Origin of the sequence: Curtobacterium sp. MCBD17_019, from assembly GCF_003234555.1 — a bacterium.
GTDB lineage: Bacteria > Actinomycetota > Actinomycetes > Actinomycetales > Microbacteriaceae > Curtobacterium.
This window is the reverse complement of sequence record NZ_QKTT01000001.1, coordinates 24,677-40,754: the sequence shown is the minus strand read 5'-3', so window position 1 is coordinate 40,754 and position 16,078 is coordinate 24,677. Positions and strand designations below refer to the sequence as shown.

Annotated in this window: 17 protein-coding genes; 4 read left to right on the top strand and 13 right to left on the bottom strand. The window is 72.5% G+C overall.

Annotation, left to right across the window (positions count from 1 at the left end):
- Positions 1 to 45: 45 nt before the first annotated feature.
- The 12 genes from DEI82_RS00185 to DEI82_RS00130 form a co-directional block, all read right to left on the bottom strand.
- Positions 46 to 1,341, bottom strand: a complete 1,296-nt coding sequence (locus DEI82_RS00185; RefSeq protein ID WP_111009713.1) for an ATP-dependent RecD-like DNA helicase — start codon at positions 1,339 to 1,341, stop codon at positions 46 to 48.
- Positions 1,338 to 3,302, bottom strand: coding sequence for a cytochrome c oxidase assembly protein (locus DEI82_RS00180; RefSeq protein WP_111035420.1), 1,965 nt, complete (start codon positions 3,300 to 3,302; stop codon positions 1,338 to 1,340). The genes DEI82_RS00185 and DEI82_RS00180 overlap by 4 nt, the downstream gene beginning before the upstream one ends.
- A 128-nt stretch (positions 3,303 to 3,430) precedes the next feature.
- On the bottom strand, positions 3,431 to 3,718 hold the full coding sequence (locus tag DEI82_RS00175; RefSeq protein ID WP_111009715.1) for an HU family DNA-binding protein: 288 nt from the start codon (positions 3,716 to 3,718) through the stop codon (positions 3,431 to 3,433).
- A gap of 327 nt (positions 3,719 to 4,045) precedes the next feature.
- A complete protein-coding gene (gene rpsN, locus DEI82_RS00170; RefSeq protein ID WP_111009716.1) occupies positions 4,046 to 4,351 on the bottom strand; it encodes a 30S ribosomal protein S14 in 306 nt (101 codons plus the stop codon).
- 2 nt (positions 4,352 to 4,353) lie between these two features.
- On the bottom strand, positions 4,354 to 4,524 hold the full coding sequence (gene rpmG, locus DEI82_RS00165) for a 50S ribosomal protein L33 (RefSeq protein ID WP_110823153.1): 171 nt from the start codon (positions 4,522 to 4,524) through the stop codon (positions 4,354 to 4,356).
- Positions 4,524 to 4,760, bottom strand: a complete 237-nt coding sequence (gene rpmB, locus DEI82_RS00160; protein WP_111009717.1) for a 50S ribosomal protein L28 — start codon at positions 4,758 to 4,760, stop codon at positions 4,524 to 4,526. The genes rpmG and rpmB overlap by 1 nt, the downstream gene beginning before the upstream one ends.
- A 481-nt stretch (positions 4,761 to 5,241) precedes the next feature.
- Positions 5,242 to 6,696 carry a lipase maturation factor family protein gene (locus DEI82_RS00155; RefSeq protein WP_111035419.1) on the bottom strand — a complete coding sequence of 485 codons (1,455 nt, stop codon included), beginning with the start codon at positions 6,694 to 6,696 and terminating at the stop codon, positions 5,242 to 5,244.
- A 113-nt stretch (positions 6,697 to 6,809) separates the two neighbouring features.
- Entirely contained in the window at positions 6,810 to 7,541 is a 732-nt protein-coding gene (locus DEI82_RS00150; RefSeq protein WP_111035418.1) for an alpha/beta hydrolase, read from the bottom strand.
- 100 nt (positions 7,542 to 7,641) lie between these two features.
- A complete protein-coding gene (locus tag DEI82_RS00145; protein ID WP_111035417.1) occupies positions 7,642 to 8,133 on the bottom strand; it encodes a Fur family transcriptional regulator in 492 nt (163 codons plus the stop codon).
- Positions 8,130 to 9,062, bottom strand: a complete 933-nt coding sequence (locus DEI82_RS00140) for a metal ABC transporter permease (RefSeq protein ID WP_111009721.1) — start codon at positions 9,060 to 9,062, stop codon at positions 8,130 to 8,132. The genes DEI82_RS00145 and DEI82_RS00140 overlap by 4 nt, the downstream gene beginning before the upstream one ends.
- Positions 9,059 to 9,943: a metal ABC transporter ATP-binding protein gene (locus tag DEI82_RS00135; RefSeq protein ID WP_111035416.1), complete on the bottom strand. Its 885-nt coding sequence runs from the start codon at positions 9,941 to 9,943 to the stop codon at positions 9,059 to 9,061. Before DEI82_RS00135 ends, DEI82_RS00140 begins: the two co-directional genes overlap by 4 nt.
- A gap of 133 nt (positions 9,944 to 10,076) precedes the next feature.
- Positions 10,077 to 11,324, bottom strand: a complete 1,248-nt coding sequence (locus DEI82_RS00130; RefSeq protein ID WP_111009723.1) for a PTS transporter subunit EIIC — start codon at positions 11,322 to 11,324, stop codon at positions 10,077 to 10,079.
- Here DEI82_RS00130 and DEI82_RS16640 point away from each other — a divergent pair.
- Positions 11,288 to 11,746, top strand: a complete 459-nt coding sequence (locus DEI82_RS16640; protein ID WP_375334600.1) for a glucose PTS transporter subunit EIIB — start codon at positions 11,288 to 11,290, stop codon at positions 11,744 to 11,746. The genes DEI82_RS00130 and DEI82_RS16640 overlap by 37 nt on opposite strands.
- On the top strand, positions 11,743 to 12,195 hold the full coding sequence (locus DEI82_RS00120) for a PTS glucose transporter subunit IIA (protein WP_111035415.1): 453 nt from the start codon (positions 11,743 to 11,745) through the stop codon (positions 12,193 to 12,195). Before DEI82_RS16640 ends, DEI82_RS00120 begins: the two co-directional genes overlap by 4 nt.
- On the opposite strand, the gene DEI82_RS00115 is transcribed toward DEI82_RS00120, so the two are convergent.
- Complete coding sequence (locus tag DEI82_RS00115) at positions 12,192 to 12,962, bottom strand: GntR family transcriptional regulator (RefSeq protein ID WP_258368534.1); 771 nt, start codon at positions 12,960 to 12,962, stop codon at positions 12,192 to 12,194. The two genes, DEI82_RS00120 and DEI82_RS00115, sit on opposite strands and share 4 nt — an antisense overlap.
- A gap of 285 nt (positions 12,963 to 13,247) precedes the next feature.
- Here DEI82_RS00115 and DEI82_RS00110 point away from each other — a divergent pair, with 285 nt between their 5' ends.
- The gene (locus DEI82_RS00110; RefSeq protein WP_220037209.1) at positions 13,248 to 14,546 is read left to right on the top strand and encodes a glycosyltransferase family 2 protein; all 1,299 of its coding nucleotides are present in this window, start codon (positions 13,248 to 13,250) and stop codon (positions 14,544 to 14,546) included.
- Positions 14,543 to 16,063 (top strand): glycosyltransferase family 39 protein, encoded by a 1,521-nt coding sequence (locus DEI82_RS00105; RefSeq protein WP_146242777.1) that lies wholly within the window; start codon positions 14,543 to 14,545, stop codon positions 16,061 to 16,063. Before DEI82_RS00110 ends, DEI82_RS00105 begins: the two co-directional genes overlap by 4 nt.
- Positions 16,064 to 16,078 lie beyond the last annotated feature (15 nt).

Genomic DNA, 16,078 nt, shown 5'->3' with positions numbered 1-16,078 from the left:
GTCTCCGCGTCGTCGCGCAGCCACCGCGTCCGCGGACGCGCGAGCTCACCGGGGCGGCGCCGGCAACGCGGTCGCGACGATCCGCGGCGCCTCGGACATGAACCGCCGCACGTCGTTGTCGACGATGATGTCGCGGGGCCGGAGGTCCCGTGTCATGTAGAGCCCGTCGAGCGAGGTGATCCGGCTCAGCGCGACGTACGCCTGCCCCGCGCTGAACACCCGGTTCCCGAGGTCGACGACGGCACGGTCGTACGTCTTGCCCTGCGACTTGTGGATCGTGACGGCCCAGGCGAGGCGGAGCGGGAACTGCTGGAACTCGCCGACGACGTCCTTCTTGAGCTCCTTCGTCGCCGCCGAGTACGAGTACTTGACCTTCTCCCACACGCTCGGCTGGACCTCGAACTCCTCGTCGTCGACCTCGACCCAGACGGTGTCGCGGATCTTCGTGACGACGCCGATCGTCCCGTTCACCCACCGCTGGTCGGCGTCGTTCCGCAGGAACATGACGTGTGCGCCGGGCTTCAGCTCGAGCGCCTCGTCGGCGGGGTGGTTCCGGCCGCCGAAGTCCCCGCTCACCTCGGCCTTGGCGGTCTTCACGCGGCCGGGTAGTCGGTCGAGCGCGGTCTTGTTGATCCGCGCGACGGTGTCGTTCCGGGTCGCGAGGGTGATCACGCCGTCCGGAGCCGGTCGCGCTCCCGCGGTGTTGAGCGCGTTCGCGACGTCCGCCGTGACCCGCCCGTGGCGCACGGCCGTGAGCATCGCCGCGAACGCGTCGTCACGCTGCCGGTGGATGCGGGCCAGCTCGACGATGTGCAGCTCGGTCTCGAGCCACACCTTGGCGTCGAAGAACCACATCGACCGGTAGTGGTCGGCGAAGTACGCCCGCTCGTCGGCGTCCCCCGGCACCGGTGGCAACTGGTAGGGGTCTCCGAACATGACGACCTGCACGCCGCCGAAGGGCTCGCGGGAGCGCTGGCGTGCCTTGCGGAGGGAGCGGTCGATGGCGTCGAGCAGGTCTGCGTTGACCATCGAGATCTCGTCGATGACGACGGTGTCGATCGTGTTGAGCAGCTTGCGGACCTCGCTGTTCTGCTCGAGGTCGGCGTCCGCGATGAGCCCGATCGGCAGCCGGAACAGCGAGTGGATCGTCTGACCGCCGACGTTGAGCGCCGCGACACCCGTGGGCGCGCAGATGACCACCTGCTTGGCGGTGTTCCACGACAGGTGGTGCAGGAGGGTCGACTTGCCGGTGCCCGCCCGGCCGGTGATGAAGACGTGGTCACGGGTGGATTCGATGTACTCGAAGACCGCCCGCTGCTCCGGCGTCAGCTCGGGACTCATGACCGGGCCACCGCTGTCGTCACACCCGCGTCGACCCGGGCCGTCGGACCCGTGGACCGGGCGGTCGGCTCACCCTCGGACGAGGAGCGTCGGGACCGCACGAGGACCACCACGACGACGAGCACGAGGAAGGCGATGCCGGCCACGACGAGCACGAGTCCGCCCCGCGCCTGGTCGACCACGGGATCGGGGCCCCACGTCCGGCCCATCGCGCCGAACCAGGACGCCTGGACCAGGCCGAGCGGGCCTCGGAGCACCGAGCCGAGCACCACCATCGACGCCGCGACGAGCGCCCCGCTGCCGATCCGGACCAGTGCCGCGCCGGTGCTCGGGCGTCGAGCCCCGACCGCCACGGGCGTCAGGAGCGTCGGCACGGCGACGAGCCCCACCGCGAGGAACACGACGTCGGTCACCGTGCGGGTGATGCCGTCGTCGGCCGCCCACCTCAGGACGTCGGTGTCGACGTACGCCCACCAGAGCGCGCCGAGGAGCACGGCCGCGGGGAACGGCTGCGCCAGGTAGCGGACGACCACGTTGTCGACGAGGATCCCGGTCCACTCGCGGACGCCGGTGCTGCCGTCCTGCCGCGGGTGCACCGCGGCCCGGATCAGGAGGACCGGACCGGCACCCCAGGCGAGCACCGGCACGAGGAGCCCGAGGAGGACGTGCTCGGCGAGCGCCGACGACACGAGGAACCGGTCGTACCGGTGCAGCGCCCCGTTCGTCGCGGCGAGCAGCACGAGCACCGTCGCGATCGCCGACACGGTCCGCAGCACCGGCCACCGCCGACCCTGACGCCGGAGGCGGATGACCCCGGCCGCGTACACCGCGGCGAGCAGCACGACGGCCATGACCCAGAACAGGTCGAGCGAGCCGCCGGTGAGCCACGTCCACCCACCGGGCGCGGCGGGCAGACGATCGTCGGTGAGCAGTTCGGCGGGCGTGGGGTCGCTGGTCGTGCTGAGGGCGACCTGGTCGACCGGGGGCGCAGTGCGGGCGAGCGCCGCCGCGAAGCCCGACGCGACGCCCATCACCGCGAGCTCGGCGACCACGAGCGTCCAGAAGGGGCGCCGTCGGGCGGGGTCGGCCGCGAGCGCGACGACGGTCCGACGACGCTGCAGTGCGCCGAGCACCCCGATGCCCAGGAGCGCCGCGGTCTTGACGAGCACGAGGACGCCGTACGGGGTGAGCAACGCCCCCCAGCTCCCGACGCGGATCGATGCGGAGGCGTACCCCGAGGCGGCCACGAGCACGAAGCACCCGAGCGCGATGCTCGAGTACCGCGCGGTGACGAGCGGCAGCCGCTCGGCGGGGAGGACGCCGCGGAGGAGCGCCAGGGAGAGCAGCCCGCCGACCCAGAGCGCCGCGCCGACGAGGTGCAGTCCGAGTGCCGTGACGGCTGCGTCGTGGCTGGCCGTGCCCGCGGCGTGCCCCTGCTCGGCCATCGGGACCAGGCCGACCATCGCGACGCCGGCGACGAGGGCCACGAGCCCGCGGGAGCGGACCGCGAAGCAGAGGACCGTGACCACGGCGGCGACGAGGACCGTGACGATCCACGCCAACCCGAGATCCGTGCCGGTCAGGAACACGCTGAGGGACTGGCCGAACTGCTGGTCGAGCGTGACCGGGACGTCCACGACGCTGAGGAACGAGAAGAACGTGGTGACCGCGGCGGCGACCGTCCACACGCCGGCGGAGGCGGCGGCGACGTCGAGTGCTCGGTTCCACTCCGGTGCCGTGCGGGACAGCGCGACGGTGGCGAGCCCGAGGCCGCCGATGGTCGCGGCGGCCGCCAGGTCCACCACGGTCTTGGCGATCGGCAGACCGAACCGGACGGCGGCACCGGGATCCGACACGAGCGGGGCGTCCGCCGCACCACCGATGACGAGTGCCACGAGCACGGACACGAACGCCACGAGGAGCAGCACCGCGGGCGCGGCGATCCGGGCGAGACGAGTCACCCGTCCAGCCTACGGCGATGCCCCGGCGACCCCGACCGACTGTGGATCGCGGTCGTGGAACGCACGACAGGCCGGGAACGACGACGGGGACGGCGCAACGCGCCGTCCCCGTCGTCAATTCGCCGTCGTTACTTGACGGCGGCCTTGAGCTTGCTGCCCGCGCTCACCTTGACGCTGTCGCTCGCGGCGATCTCGAGCGCCTCGCCCGTCTGGGGGTTGCGGCCCGTGCGGGCGGCGCGGTGGGTCTTCTCGAACGCGATCCACCCGGGGATCGAGATCTTGGCGCCCTCGCTGAGCGACTTCGACACGACGGAGAAGAGCGCGTCGACGACGCCGTTGACGGCGGCCTGGCTCTGGCCCGACTCGGTCGCGATCGCGGCGACGAGCTCGGTGCGGTTGAGGGACTTGTCAGCCATGGATGTCCTCCTCGGACTCTCAGCGGTACAGACCGGGCGCATGCCGCACCCGAGCGGGGTGACCACGAGGCCGAGGGCCCGTGGAACCGTAGGCGAACCTACCAGCCACCCGGGCGCATCCCGGCCAACTCGCCCGGATTCTCGCGGTTCCTCGGGACTGTTGGGGCTGCTGTGACCCGTGTGACCGAGCGCCCGGTCCATCGCATCACCCGCGGCCGACCGCATCACCCTGGGTCGACCGCATCACCCAGGGAACGACGAACGCTCCCCGACCCGAGGGACGAGGAGCGTTCGTTCGTGGTGACCCGCAGTGTCAGCGGGTCGGCGTCACCAGGACGACTTGGTGATGCCGGGGAGCTCGCCGCGGTGCGCCATGGAGCGGAAGCGGACACGGCTGATGCCGAACTCGCGGATGTTGCCGCGGGGGCGACCGTCGATGGCGTCGCGGTTGCGGTAGCGGACCGGCGAGGCGTCGCGCGGGAGCTTCTGCAGGCCGACGCGGGCGGCCTCGCGGCTCTCGTCGGTGCCGTTCGGGTCCACGAGGGCCTTCTTCAGCTCGAGACGACGCTCGGCGTAGCGCTCGATGATGACCGCGCGCTGGTCGTTCTTGGCGATCTTGCTCTTCTTGGCCATGCTTAGCGCTCCTCGCGGAAGTCGACGTGCTTGCGGATGACCGGGTCGTACTTCTTGAGCACGAGGCGGTCGGGGTTGTTCCGGCGGTTCTTCTTGGTCACGTAGGTGAACCCGGTGCCCGCCGTGGAACGGAGCTTGATGATCGGACGGATGTCCTGACCGCGCTTGGCCATCAGATCTTCTCCCCACGGGCCAGGATGTCCTTGACCACGGACTCGATGCCGCGGGCGTCGATCACCTTGATGCCCTTCGCGCTGACGGTGAGCGTGACGTTGCGCCGGAGCGACGGCACGAAGTACGTCTTCTTCTGCACGTTCGGGTCGAAGCGGCGCTTCGTCCGACGGTGCGAGTGTGAGATGTTGTGCCCGAAGCCGGGAACGGCGCCGGTCACCTGGCAGACTGCTGCCATGGTCTCCTCCTGAGATGGTTACCGTGCGGCCGGATCGGCCACACCCAAGGTCACTTGCCTGGCGCGCACGCGCTCGTGTCGACCGATCGACAGGAGCGAGGGGGGTGTGCGCACCGCCCCGTCCGTTCCCGAGGGAGCGGATCCGCGCGACCACGGCTGCTGCGATGGTCGGAGGGCAGAACAACAGTTCGCCGCGCGGACGCGACGGACCAAGCGACAAGCCTACGTGAGGCCCGGGTGCGTCGCAAGCCGCGCCTCCCGGCCGGCCGCACGCGGCCACCGCTCGCTCCCGCGCCGAGAGAGCACGACGCCCCGCTCGCTCCCGCGCCGAGAGAGCACGACGCCCCGCTCGCGTCCGCCGAGAGAGCACGACTCGCCGTACGGGAGGAACGTGAGCGGCCCGTCTTGCACGCTCGTGAGCCGGGGCCGGCGGAGCCGAGGCCCGACCGGGGCCGGCGGCGGGGCCGGACCGCACCCGGGGTCACCGCTCGCGCTGGGGCGCCATCCCCGTCGGCCGCACGAGGGTGAACTGCTCCTGCCGCACCCAGTACACGCCCGTCGCACGGCGCTCCTCACGCGTCGCGAACCGGTACAGGAACATCCGCGCACGGATCCACCGGGGACGCCGCCCGTCGAAGGGGTCCACCCGGAGCAGGCGGAGCGTCGGCCGGTCCGCCTCGAGCAGGCGCACGACGAACACCCGGAACCAGCCGTCGTCGGCGCCGAGCGCCAGGAACCACATGAGCCAGTCGAGCCGCAGGTGGTAGGGCGCGAACTGCCGCGGGCGCCGGCGCGGGTCCCCCGGTTTCCCCTTGAACTCGTACGGGACCCAGTCGCCCTCCTGCGGGACCTCGGCCTCCGTGCCCTCGACGATGACCTCGGACCGCTGCTGCGTCACGCTGCCGAACGCGCCGTACGCGTTGACGAGGTGCCAGCGGTTGAAGCTCGCGTTCATGAGCTGGCGCTTCGACACCAGGTTCTTCGCGGGCGGCCACGACAGCCAGAGCAGGAGCAGCCCGACGAGCACGGTGAGCACGACGAACCACATGGGCGTCGCGGTCGGCCCTGCGGCAGCGTCCACTGCGGGGATCACCGCACCGAACGCCCGGTCGTCGATGGCGGCGAACGCCAGCAGCATCGTGAGGACGTTGAGCCACGCGAAGTTGCCGCTCACCACGAGCCAGAGCTGCGTGATGACGACGAGCGCCGCGGCGATGCTCGCGACCGGCTGGGGTGCGAACAGGAAGAACGGCACGACGAGCTGCACGACGTGACTGCCGAGCGTCTCGAACCGGTGCACGGGCTTCGGCAGCAGGTGCGCGGTGCGGCTCATCGGGTTCGGCATCGGCTGCGTCTCGTGGTGGTAGTACAGCGCGGTCAGGTCCCGCCACGACGCGTCGCCCCGCATCTTGATCATCCCCGCGCCGAACTCGAGCCGGAACACGAGCCAGCGGATCGCGAACAGGACGATCACCGACGGGGCGACGTCGTCCGAGCCGAGGAACGCGACCGTGAACCCGGCCTCGAGGAGCAACGACTCCCATCCGAAGCCGTAGAACGTCTGGCCGACGTCGACGATCGACATGTACCCGAGCCACATGAGCAGGAACACGACCGCGGGCACCCAGGCGGGCCCGAGCTGCGGCAACCCGGCGACGACCGACAGCGCGAGCACGACGCCCGCTCCCGCGAGCATCCGCAGCCGCCGGTCGGTGTACGGGATCCACCGCCACACGATCGGCTGCTGCTGCGCGTACCGGAGCCGCATGTACCGGGGCACGGGCAGGAGGCCGTGCTCACCGAGCAACGCCGGGAACTGCGCGAGCGTGGACAGGAACGCGATGGCGTAGACCGCCGCGACACCACGCTGCAGTACCTGGCGCGCCAGGTCGTAGTCGGTCGCGCCGGCCCACGTGGTCAGCGTGCTCACGTCCATGGCCGGGAGGCTACGCGGGTCCGGGTCGGGACCGGTCCGGCCGGGCGCAGGGCAGGTGGGCACCGGGCCGGGCGAGCGCAGGGCCGGCGAATGCCGCGCCGGCGAACGCGGGGTCAGACCCCCTGCGTCGGCCGCGGCGCGAGCGCCTCGACGATGAGCGCCCCGAGCTCCGCCGGCCGGGTGGACATCGCCCAGTGCCCGGTGTCGAGGCCGACGATGCGGAGGTCCTCGGTCGCCGCGAGCTCGGTCGCCCAGTCCGCGTGCGCCGTGATCCCCGCGGTGAGCTCGTCCGGGCTCATCTCGCTCGTGATGACCGTCGTCGGGACCCGGCGGCGTGCCTCGTCCGTCAGCCGGAAGTGCTGTCGGGTCGCCCCCGCGGGCACGGGGATCGCCCGCGCCTGCAGCGCCGCCCACTGCTCGTCGGTGGTGTCCCGGACCATGGCCTCGCCGAACGCCGAGCGCTCCGGGAACGGCACGACGCCGTCGACCACCGGGAACTCGTCGTTGTCCCAGTCGCCCTCGGGGAACGGGATCGCGTCGACGTACACCGCGGCACGGATCCGCGCCGCCCGGCGGTCGACCGCGACGCCGACCACGGCGCCCGAGGCCGAGTGCCCGACGAGGGCGATCGACTCGGCACCCGAGGTCGTGCGGCTCGCCGCGTCGACGCGGTCCACGACGGCCTGGACCTGGTCCTCGAACCCGACCGACGCGGGGTCGTCGCCCGGGTGCATCCCGGGGAGCGTCACGGCCTCGACCTCGTGCCCGGCGGCGCGGAGGACCGGGGCGACGTCGTCCCACGCGCTCGCGTCGAGCCACATCCCCGGCACCAGGATCACGTACATGCGCCGCAGCCTAACGCCGACCCGGGACGGACGGGGAGGGCGTGTGCCGGGCACGCGCGGTGCCTCCCGGCCGACCCGTGGTGCGGTGCGCCGCCCCGTGTCAGCGCCGCGCGCTGCAGGACGCGCACTCGCCGAACACGTCGACGACGTGGTTCGCGCGGGTGAACCCGTGCTCCGCGGCGACGCGCTGCGCCCACGACTCGACCTCGTCCGCCTCGATCTCGACGGTGGTGCCGCACGTGCGGCAGATGAGGTGGTGGTGGTGCGTGCCCGGCGTGCAGGCGCGGTACAGGGTCTCGCCGTCCTGCTGCAGGACGTCCGCGGCGCCCTCGTCGGCCAGACCGCCGAGCGCGCGGTAGACGGTCGCGAGGCCGATCGTCGACCCGGTGTCGCGGAGCCGGGCGTGCAGACCCTGGGCGCTCACGAAGCCCTCGGTGGCGTCGAGGGCCTCGCGCACCGCCCCGCGCTGCCGGGTCGTGCGCTTGTGCGGGGTCGCGTCGGCGGTGTCCGCCGCGGGCAGGGCGTTCGTCGCGTCCGTCGCGTCCGTCGCGTCCGTCGCGTCCGTCGCGTCCGTCGCGTCCGTCGGGGTCATGCGCCCACCTCCGCTGGGGTCGTCGTGGTCACTGGGTCCTCGCGTGCCGCTCGGCGGGCGATGCGGTCCCGCCCCCGAGCGTCCCGCCGACCACCGACGATCCGACAGACGACCCAGATGGCGAACGAGATCGTGGTCACGTACGGGCTGATCGGCAGGCCTCCGCCGAGGGCGAGCAGGATGCCGCCGACGACACTCGTCACCGCGAACACCATCGACAGGACGGGCACGAGCACGGGGTGCACGGTCACGCGGAGGGCCGCCGCGGCGGGGGTGACGAGCAGCGAGAGCACGAGCAGGGCCCCGACGACCTGCACGGACACCGCGGTCGCCAGCCCGAGGACGAGCATGAACAGGAGGGCGAGGGTCCGGACCGGCAGTCCCGCGGCCGCGGCCACGTCGGGGTCGACGCTGGCGAAGTGCAACGGTCGCCAGATGACGAGGAGCGTCACGACGACGATCGCCGCGACGACGAGCAGGATGCCGAGCTGGGGGTCGTCGACGGCCACGATCTGCCCGGTGAGCAGCCCGAACTTGTTCGCCGCGCGGCCCCGGTACAGCGCGAGGCACAGGATCCCGAGGCCGAGGCCGAACGGCATGAGCACCGCGATGATCGAGTTGCGCTCGCGGGCCCGGGATCCGAGCAGGCCGATGACGACCGCGGCGAGCACGGACCCGACGAGCGACCCCGCGACGACGTCGACGCCCATGAGCAGTGCGGCGGACGCCCCGGCGAACGACAGCTCGCTGATGCCGTGCACGGCGAACGGCAGGTTGCGGGCCACGACGAACGGCCCGATGAGCCCCCCGACGATCCCGAGTACCGCGCCGGCGAGGATCGAGTTCCGCACGAGGCCGAGCAGCGCGCCGAAGTCCTGGAACGAGAACACGGTCGAGAGCAGCTGGTGCAGGTCGGTGGCGAGGATCATCGGCGCGCCGGTCCTTCCGTCGCGTCGTCGGCGATCCGGAGGTCGTGATCGCCCTCGTGGTGGTGGTGCTCACCGAGGTGGTCGTGCGGGTCGTTCGAACCGACGATGACGATCCGCCCCATGGTCCGGACGACGTCGACCGGCGTGCCGTACAGGTCGGACAGGACGTCGGCGCGGAGGACCTCGTCGGGCGCGCCGATCCGGAAGCGGCCGCGCGCGATGTAGAGCACGCGGTCGACGACGTCGAGGATCGGGTTGACGTCGTGCGTCACGAACAGCACGGCGGCGTCCCACTGGCGACGCTGCCGGTCGATGAGCGCGGTCACCTCGCGCTGGTGCCGGAGATCCAGCGAGATGAGGGGTTCGTCGCAGAGCAGGAGCGCGGGATCCGCGGCGATCGCCTGGCCGACCCGGGCGCGCTGCTGCTCGCCGCCGGACAGCTCGGCGACCGGGGCGTCGGCGAACGCGGCGGCGCCGACCTCGTCGAGGATCGCGTCGATGCGGGCGCGTTCCGCCGCGCGGGCCGGGCGGAGGCCCCACCGGTGCCCGGTCACCCCGAGCGCCACCAGGTCCCGGGTCCGCAGCGGCGTGCCCGACTCCATGAGCCGCTGCTGGGGGACGTACCCGATGCGCCGGTGTCCGCGGGTGACGGGTTCGCCGAGGAACCGGATCGAGCCGGTCGTGAGCGTCTGCTGCCCGAGCACGGTGCGCAGCAGGCTCGTCTTGCCGGCGCCGTTCGGTCCGAGGACCGCGAGGAACTCCCCCGGCCGGACGTCGAGGTCGAGGTCGTGCCAGAGGTGCCGTGACCCGTACGCGAGCCCGGCGCCACGCAGGGACAGGACGGCGTCCTGCTCGTCCTCGTGGGGTGCGCGCGGGGTCACGGCGGTCCTTCCTCGCGGCGAGCATCCGTGCGCTGCCGCCCCTCGACGCTAGACCTGTTGAGAATGATCGTCAAAACCACGGACGGGAGGCGCGGTACCGACCGGCACCGCGCCTCCCGTCCGTCGCGCCATGTCAGGGCGTGGTGGCCGCCTCGACCGACTCGGCCGCCGCGTCGTCCTCGCGCCCCGGGGTCCGGAGGTTCCAGCGTTTGATGACGAAGCTGAAGACGAAGTAGTAGATGACGCCGTAGGCGATGCCGATCGGGATGAGCCAGATCGCGCCCTGCGCCTTGCCGAAGTTGAGCACGTAGTCGATCGCGCCCGCGGAGAACGTGAAGCCGTCGTGGATCCCGAGCGCGTTGACGAGTGCGAGCGACGTGCCGGTCAGGACCGCGTGCACGACGTAGAGCGGCCAGGCCACGAACATGAAGGAGTACTCGAGCGGCTCGGTGATGCCCGTGACGAACGAGGTGAGCGCGGCCGAGAGCATGATGCCGCCGACGACCTTGCGGTTCTGCGGCTTCGCGTGACGCCAGATCGCCAGGGCCGCGCCCGGGAGACCGAACATCATGATCGGGAAGAACCCGGTCATGAAGATGCCGGCGTGCGGGTCGCCCGCGAAGAAGCGGTTGAGGTCGCCGTGCGCGCCGTGGTAGTCGCCGATGATGAACCAGACGACCGAGTTGAGGATCTGGTGGAGGCCCGTCGGGATGAGCAGGCGGTTCGCCGCGCCGTAGATCCCACCGCCGACGACTGAGTTGGACGCGACCGCGTTGCCGATCCAGGTGATCACGGCGTCGAACGGGATGTAGAGGAACGCCATCGCCACGCCGATGAACAGCCCGGCGAACGCGCTGAGGATCGGGACCAGGCGTCGGCCGGAGAAGAACCCGATGAAGTCGGGCAGCTTCGTCCGGTGGAACCGCTGCCAGAGCACCGCGGACACGAGCCCCATCACGATGCCGCCGAGGACCCCGTAGTTGATGGTGGGCACGGTGCCGGCGGCGTTCTTGTGGGTGCCCAGCACGATGGGCGACATCGCGGTGAACACGCTCGAGAGCACCATGTAGCCGACGACCGCGGCGAGGGCGGTCGACCCGTCGGACTTCTTGGCCCAACCGATCGCGATGCCGACGGCGAAGATGAGCGGCAGCCACGTGAAGACGCCGTTGCCGGCAGCGGAGATGACCGCGGCCCACTGCCCGAAGCCGGGGATGGCGCCGAGCAGGTCGGCCTGCCCGAGGCGGAGCAGGATGCCGGCGGCCGGGAGCACCGCGATCGGGAGCATGAGGCTCCGGCCGAGCCGCTGCAGGTTGGCGAACGCGCGACTGGGCTTCTTGGCCGGTGGGGTGGACACCGGGACGGCTTCGGCCGTGGTCATGGTGGATCCTCTCGTCATCGGGTGGAGCATGGGTGGTTGATGCCCGGATCCCGCGTCGGTACTGTTCGAGAACAGTGCCGGTCCTGTCCGGTCATGACCAGTTCGCTGTAGTCTCCACATCAGCGTGGTCCGTGTCAACAACCCGGTCCCGGCCCCGTCGAGACCGCAGTTCATCCCCTGGAGGAGGACCCATGTCGAAGGCAGAAGCGATCGTGGCAGCACTCGGCGGCGCCGACAACATCGAGGAGGTCGAGGGCTGCATCACGCGCCTCCGCACCGAGGTGGTCGACCCGTCGCTCGTCGACGAGGCCGCGCTCAAGCAGGCGGGTGCGATCGCCGTCGTCGCCATGGGCACCGGCGTGCAGGTGATCGTCGGCCCCGAGGCCGACAACCTGGCGCAGGACATCGAGGACATCCTGTGACGGACGTCCGCACGCCGTTCGCCGGACCGGTCGTCGGGCTCGCCGACGTGCCGGATCCGGTGTTCGCGGGCCAGCTCGTCGGGGCGGGCGTCGCCGTGCGCCCGGACGAGCACGCCCGGTCCGTGACGGCGGTGGCGCCCGTGGCGGGCACGATCGTCAAGCTCCACCCGCACGCGTTCGCGATCGAGGGCGCCGAGGGCACGGACGTCCTCGTGCACGTCGGCATCGACACGGTCAAGCTCGGCGGTGCGGGGTTCGAGCTCCTCGCCGCCGAGGGGGACACCGTCGCGGCCGGTGACCCCGTCGTGCGGTTCGACCCGGCGGCGATCGTGGCGGCCGGCTACGCCCCGGTGTGCCCGGTCGTCGTCCTCGGTTCGACGCCCGACTCGGTCCCCCAGGACGCCGTGGGCAGCTCCGTGCCCGAGGGCGCGACGCTCTACACGATCTAGATCAGCGCGATCGTCCGCGGTGCCTCGGCCGAGACCTCCATCTGGACCCGGTACCGGTCGCTCCGGTACCAGCTCCGGGTGTGCTCCACCGGGCCCGGCTCGGCGAACGACACGCGGTCGAACACGAGCACGGGCGCCCCGGTCCGCGTGCCGAGGAGTGTCGCCACGTCGTCGCTCGCCGGGTCCGCCGCGACCGTCTGCACCGCGCGGACGATCGGCAGCCCGTACCGATCGGCCACCAGCGAGTACACCGAGCCGCTGAGGTCGTGCTCCAGGAGCCCCGGGTACGCGGCGCGCGAGAACCAGGCGTCGTCGATCGACACGGGGACGCCATCGGCGAGCCGCAGGCGCTTCAGGTGGACGGCGACGTCGTCGGACTCGAGGTGCAGGGCGGCCGCGGTGTCCGCGGGCGCGACCCGTTCCTCCCGGACGAGCACGACCGTGGTCGGCGTGTGTCCGAGCGCACGCATCTCCTCGGTGAACGAGGCGAGGTGGAGCGTCGACTGCACGGGTCGGTGCGCGACGAACGTGCCCTTGCCGCGGACACGCGTCAGGTAGCCCTCGTTGACGAGTTGGCCGAGGGCCTCGCGCACGGTGATGCGGCTCACGCCGTACTCGGTGATGAGCTGCCGCTCCGAGGGGATGGCGGCGCCCGGCTGCAGTCGCTCGGTCACGAGTTCGAGCAGGATCCGCCGGAGCTGCGCGTGCTTCGGGATCGCGCTCTCGGTGATCCGTCGTGCCGCACCCTCGTCGCTGCGTCGTGCCACGCGTCGTACTCCTCGCCCGCAGTGGAGGCCCGGCGACCGGGGGCTGGTCCTGTGCGGACATGACCAGTCGAGCACACAGTAGCGAACAGCGCTGGGAGCGCCAGGGTCATCCGGCCGGACGGGACCGCGGGTGACAGCGGATCCCCGCCCGGGTGAGTGCGTGCCGTAAAGGAGCGACGCCGACGGGCGGATCGGTGTGGTTCGACGTCCTCGACACGTCCGGACCCGCACACCATGCGGTCTCGGGACGCCGACCCCCGACGCCCCGTGATGTGGAGGGACCCCGTGCTCGACGCGCCACTCCTCGCCGCCGCGATCGCCACGCACCTCGCCCTCGCCGCGGCCCTGACGGCCTTCGCGGCCCTCACGCTCCTGTGGTCCCTGCACACGCAGGCATCACCGGAGCGGGTGGGGCGGAGCCGGTTCGACCGGACGCCGCGGGCGTGCACGCGGTCGTTCTCGCTCCTCGTGCCGGCCCGGCACGAGGAGGGGGTCCTCGCGGACACGCTCGACCTGCTCGCCGCCCAGACGCACCCGCGGTTCGAGGTGATCGTCATCGTCGGGCACGACGACCGCGCGACGGCCCGGATCGCCGAGGCCGCGGCGGCCCGGCACCCGGACCACGTCCGCGTGGTGGTCGACCGGGGGCGGGTGAAGACGAAGCCGCGCGCCCTGAACCGCGGGCTCGCGGTCGCCACGGGCAGCGTCATCGGGGTGTTCGACGCCGAGGACGACGTGCACGAGCGACTCCTCGAGCGGGTGGACGCGCGGTTCGCGGAGACGGGCGCGGACGTGGTGCAGGGCGGGGTGCAGCTGATGAACCACGCGCGGTCGTGGTGGCGCGTCCGGAACGTGGTCGAGTACGCGCTCTGGTTCGGGTCACGGCTGCACGCGCACGCGGCGGCGGGGGTCGTGCCCCTCGCGGGGAACACCGTGTTCGTCCGCCGTCGGGTGCTCGAGCGGATCGGCGGCTGGCAGGACGACTGCCTCGCCGAGGACTGCGAGCTCGGCATCCGGCTCTCCGCAGCGGGCGCCCGGATCGACGTCGTCACGGACCCGACGTACTCGACCCGCGAGGAGACCCCGCCGGACCTCCGGGGGCTCCTCCGCCAGCGCGTGCGCTGGAACCAGGGGTTCCTCCAGGTGCTGCGTGGCGGCGCCTGGAAGGGCCTCCCGTCGTGGCGGCGGCGCACGCTCGCCCGCGTCGTGCTCGGCATGCCGTTCGCGCAGGTGCTCATCGGCATGTCGGTCCCGGTGGCCGTCGTCGAGACGCTGGCGGTGCGCCTCCCGGTCCCCGTGACGCTCGTGACGCTCGCGCCCGTGGCGCCGTCCGCGCTCATGCTCGTGGTCGAGTGCCTCGCGCTCGACCAGTTCGGTCGCGCCTTCGGCCGTCGGGTCCGGCCGGCGGACCACGTCCGACTCGTGCTCGGGGCGATCCCGTTCCAGGTCGTCCTGTCCGTCGCGGCCGTCGTCGCGGTGTGGCGCGAGGTGCGCGGCGACCACTCGTGGCAGAAGACGGTGCACACCGGCCTGCACCGGTGTCAGCGGCGCGGTGCCCCCACGCCGGGCCGGGCCCCGGCGTGAGCAGCCGCTCCGCGGTCCTGCGGGGAGTGGTCTGGTGCGGACCCGTGCTCGTGGTCGAGATCGTGGCACTGTGCGTCGGCCTCGGCCGCACGCCCCAGCGCGCCGACGACGAGGGCACGTACGTCGCGCAGGCCTGGTCCTCGCTGCACTCGGGCGCGCTCGCCCACTACACCTACTGGTACGACCATCCCCCGGCGGGGTGGATGCAACTCGCCCTGTGGTTCGGCGCGACGGGTGCGCTGGCACGGCACCAGTCCGCGGTGCTCGCCGGCCGGGAGGCCGTGGTCACCGCCACCCTCGCGGCCACCGTCCTGACCTGGCTGTTGACCCGACGCCTCGGCGGCTCCCCGGTCGCGGCCACCGTCGCGGCGGCGGTCTTCGCGATCTCGCCGCTGGCGGTCGCGTTCCACCGGATGGTCTACCTCGACGACCTCGCCGTGCCGTGGGTCCTGCTCGCGGCGGTCCTGGTCACGGCGCGACACCGTCAGCTGCCGGCCTGGGCCGGCGCGGCCGCCGCGTGCGCGGTCGCGGTCCTCACCAAGGAGACGACGGTGCTCGTCGTTCCGTTCCTGGCGTGGGTCGCCGCGCAGCGCGGGCACCCGGCCGTCCGCCGCACCGCCGCCGGTGTGGCGGTGCCGCTCTTCGTCCTGCTCGTCGCCGTGTACCCGGTGTCGGCCGCCATCAAGGACGAACTCCTCCCCGGCGCTGGTCACGTGAGCCTCCTGGGGTCGGCGTGGTTCCAGGTCGCCGGTCGGGAGGCCGGGGGTTCCGTCCTCGACGCGACGAGCGACACCGCGCGCACGCTGGCGTCGTGGTGGTCCCTCGACGCCCCCTTCGTCGTCGCCGGGCTCGCCGCCGCGGTGCTCGCCACGGCCCGGCAGCGGCTCCGCCCGATCGCCGTCCTCGTGCTCGGACACGTCGCCGTGGCGCTCCGGCCCGGCGGGTACCTGCCCGTCCCGTTCGTCGTCGTGCTCCTGCCGTTCGGTGCCGTCCTCGTGGCGCTCGTCGTGGAGGGCGGCCTGCGCCCATGGCTGCGACACGACCGCCGGTTCCCCCGGTCGTTGACGCGTGCCATGGCGGCCGGCACGGTGCTCGCGGTGGTCGCCGTCGGCGCGTTCTGGGTGCCGAGCGCCACGCAGGGCCTCCGCTGGCTGACGACCGCCGATGCCGACCGTCCGATGCGATCCGCCGAACGGTGGCTCGCCGCCCACGTCGGTCGGCACGCGGTCGTGGTGGTCGACGACGCCATGTGGCTCGACCTCGTGCGCGCCGGCCGTGACCCCGACGACGTCGTGTGGTTCCACAAGCTCGACAGCGATCCGGAGGTCCGAGGCCGCACCGACGACGGCCGCACGGTCGACTACGTGGTCACGACCGTGTCCGTGCGCGAGGACCTGGCACACCTGCCCCTCGTCCACGCCGCGGTGCGACGGGCCGTGCTCGAACGACGGTTCGGTTCGGGCGAGGACCGCGTCGACGTGTGGCGGGTGGCACGACGGACGGGTGGCCGGGCGTGACGCCCGACCACCCGT